This window comes from Amycolatopsis balhimycina FH 1894, from assembly GCF_000384295.1.
Classification (GTDB): Bacteria; Actinomycetota; Actinomycetes; order Mycobacteriales; family Pseudonocardiaceae; genus Amycolatopsis; species Amycolatopsis balhimycina.
On the sequence record NZ_KB913037.1, the window covers coordinates 99,162 to 102,661 of the forward strand.

Consider the following 3,500-nt stretch of genomic DNA (forward strand, 5'->3'; position numbering starts at 1 on the left):
GGGGCGGCGTGCTCGCCCTGCCCGCCGAGCTGGACCGCCGCGGCGGCGACCGGCTGGCGGCTGTGCTGTCCGGCGCCACCGGCGAAGACCAGCTGGCCATCCGCGCCGCCGGCGTGTTCGGCCGCCGCGTGGTGCGGGCCCCGGCCGGCGACCGCGCGCCGGCGCGGACCTGGACCCCGCGCGGCACCACGCTGATCACCGGCGGCACCGGCACCCTGGCCCCGCACCTGGCCCGCTGGCTGGCCGAGCAGGGCGCCGAGCACATCGTGCTGACCAGCCGCACCGGCGCCGAGGCCCCGAAGGCCCGGCAGCTGCTGGCGGAGCTGGGCGAGACCGTCGAGGCGGTGGCCTGCGACGTCACCGACAAGGCGGCGCTGGCCGCCCTGCTGGCGCGGTTGCGGGCCGAGGGCCGGACCGTGCGGAACGTGGTGCACACGGCCGCCGTGATCGAGCTGCACACGCTGGCCGAGACCGACCTGGCCGCGTTCTCCCGGACCGTGCACGCCAAGGTGGTGGGCGCGCGCAACCTGGACGAGCTGCTCGACACCGACGAGCTCGATGCGTTCGTGCTGTACTCCTCCACCGCCGGCCTGTGGGGCACCGGCGCGCACGCCGCCTACGTGGCCGGCAACGCGTACTTGCACGCGCTGGCAGCCCACCGGCGCGCCCGGGGGCTGCGGGCCACCGCGCTGTCGTGGGGCATCTGGGCCGACGACCGCGAACTCGGCCGGGTCGACCCGGAGCAGATCGTGCGCAGCGGCCTGGTGTTCATGGCGCCGGAGCTGGCGCTGGAGGGTCTGCGCCGGGCCCTGGACGACGACGAGACCGCGCTGGCCGTGGCCGATCTGGACTGGGAGCGGTACTACCCGGTCTACACCGCCGTCCGGCCGACGCTGCTGTTCGACGAGCTGCCGGAGGTGCGGCGGCTCACCGAGGCCGCCGCCGCCACGGCCGCCACCGGCGCCGGCGGCGAGTTCGCCGCCCGGCTGCGCACGCTGCCCGAGGCCGAGCGCGCCCACCTGCTCCTGGAACTGGTCCGGGCCGAGGCCGCGGCCGTGCTGGGCCACGCGTCGGCCGACGCGCTGCCCGAGGACCGCGCCTTCCGCGACGTCGGCTTCGACTCGGTCACCGCGGTCGACCTGCGCAACCGGATCTCCGCCGGCACCGGCCTGACCCTGCCCGCCACCATGGTGTTCGACCACCCGACGCCGAGGCGGCTGGCCGGGTTCCTGGCCGCCACGATCACCGGCTCGGGTGCCGTCGAGCAGGCACCGGCCGTGGCCGGCGTGGACACCGGCGAGCCCGTCGCCATCATCGGGATGGCCTGCCGCTACCCGGGTGGCGCGAACACCCCGGAACGGTTGTGGGACCTGGTCGTGGGCGGCGTGGACGCCATCTCCGGCTTCCCGGCCGACCGCAACTGGCCGACCGACGCGCTCTACGACCCGGACCCGGACGCCGGCGGCAAGACCTATTCGGTGCAGGGCGGCTTCCTGCACGAGGCGGCCGAGTTCGACCCGGGCTTCTTCGGCATCTCGCCGCGGGAGGCACTGTCCATGGATCCGCAGCAGCGCCTGCTGCTGGAGACGGCGTGGGAGGCGTTCGAGCGGGCCGGGATCGACCCGCACACGCTGCGGGGCAGCGGCACCGGCACCTTCATCGGGGCCAGCTACCAGGACTACACCGCGGCCGTGTCCGGCGCGGTGGACAACGCCGACGGCCACATGATCACCGGCTCGCTGGGCAGCATCCTGTCCGGCCGGCTCTCCTACCTGTTCGGGCTGGAGGGCCCGGCGGTCACCCTGGACACCGCCTGCTCGTCGTCGCTGGTCGCCATCCACCTGGCCGCGCAGTCGCTGCGGTCGGGGGAGAGCAGCCTGGCGCTGGCCGGCGGGGTGAGCGTGATGGCGACGCCGGGGGCGTTCGTCGGCTTCTCGCGCCAGCGCGCACTGGCCACGGACGGCCGTTGCAAGGCCTACTCGGACCGGGCCGACGGCATGACCCTCGGCGAGGGCGTCGGCCTGGTGCTGCTGGAGAAGCTGTCCGACGCGCAGCGCAACGGGCACCGGATCCTGGCGGTGGTCCGGGGTTCGGCCACGAACCAGGACGGCGCGTCCAACGGCATGACCGCGCCCAGCGGCCCGTCCCAGCAGCGGGTGATCCGGCAGGCGCTGGCCAACGCGCGGCTCTCGGCGTCCGAGGTGGACGTGATCGAGGGCCACGGCACCGGCACCGCGCTGGGCGACCCGATCGAGGCCCAGGCCCTGCTGGCCACCTACGGCCAGGACCGGGAACGGCCGCTGCTGCTCGGCTCGGTGAAGTCCAACATCGGCCACACCCAGATGGCCTCCGGCGTGGCCGGCGTGATCAAGGTGGTGCAGGCGCTGCGGCACGGGCTGGTACCCAAGACGCTGCACGTGGACGAGCCCTCCACGCACGTCGACTGGAGCACCGGCTCGATCGAGCTGCCGTCCGGCAGCGTGCCGTGGCCGGAGAGCGGCCGGCCGCGCCGGGCCGGTATCTCGTCCTTCGGGCTGAGCGGCACGAACGTGCACACCATCCTCGAGCAGGCCCCGGAACCGGCCGCCGAAGCCGGCCCCGAGCCGGAGCCCGGCCTGGTGCCGGTCCCGCTGTCCGGCCGGACGGAAGCAGCGCTGCGCGCTCAGGCCGCCACCGTGCTGGACACCCTGGACGACGGCGTGTCGCCGGCCGTGCTCGGGTACTCGCTGGCCTCCACCCGGTCGGCCTTCGAACACCGTGCGGTGCTGCTGGCCGAGGACCACGACGAACTGCGGCGCGGCCTGGCCGCACTGGCCGGCGACCAGCCGGACGGCGGCGTGGTGCGGGGCACCGTGACGCGGGGCCGCACGGCGTTCCTGTTCGCCGGCCAGGGCAGCCAGCGGGCCGGGATGGGCCGCGAGCTGTACGAGCGCCACCCGGTGTTCGCCGACGCGCTGGACGCGGTGCTGGGGCACTTCGACCTGCCCCGTGCGCTGCGGGACGTGATGTGGGACGACGATTCCACGGCCCTCGACGAGACGGGGTACACCCAGCCGGCGTTGTTCGCCTTCGAGGTGGCGTTGTTCCGGTTGCTGGAGTCGTGGGGTGTGACGCCGGATTACCTGGCCGGGCATTCGATCGGTGAGATCGCCGCGGCGCACGTGGCCGGAGTGTTGTCGCTGGCCGATGCCTGTGCGTTGGTCGCTGCGCGGGGTGCGCTGATGCAGGCGCTGCCGTCCGGCGGGGCCATGGTTTCGGTGCGCGGCTCCGAGGCCGACGTCGCCGGGCACCTCGGCGAGGACGTCGCCGTCGCGGCGGTCAACGGGCCCGAGTCGGTGGTGCTGGCCGGGACCGAGGACGCGGTGCTCCAGGCGGCCGGCCGCCTGGAGGCCGCCGGCCACAAGGTCCGCCGCCTGCGGGTCAGCCACGCCTTCCACTCGCCCTTGATGGATCCCGTGCTGGCCGAGTTCGCGACGGTGGCTCAGGGCCTGACCTACCAC

General features: G+C 75.0%; 1 protein-coding gene. It reads left to right on the top strand.

All coding sequences use genetic code 11. The features are described 5' to 3' along the window. Positions 1-3,500 (top strand): type I polyketide synthase (locus A3CE_RS49615; protein WP_157376806.1); only part of this gene is annotated, 3,500 nt, incomplete at both ends.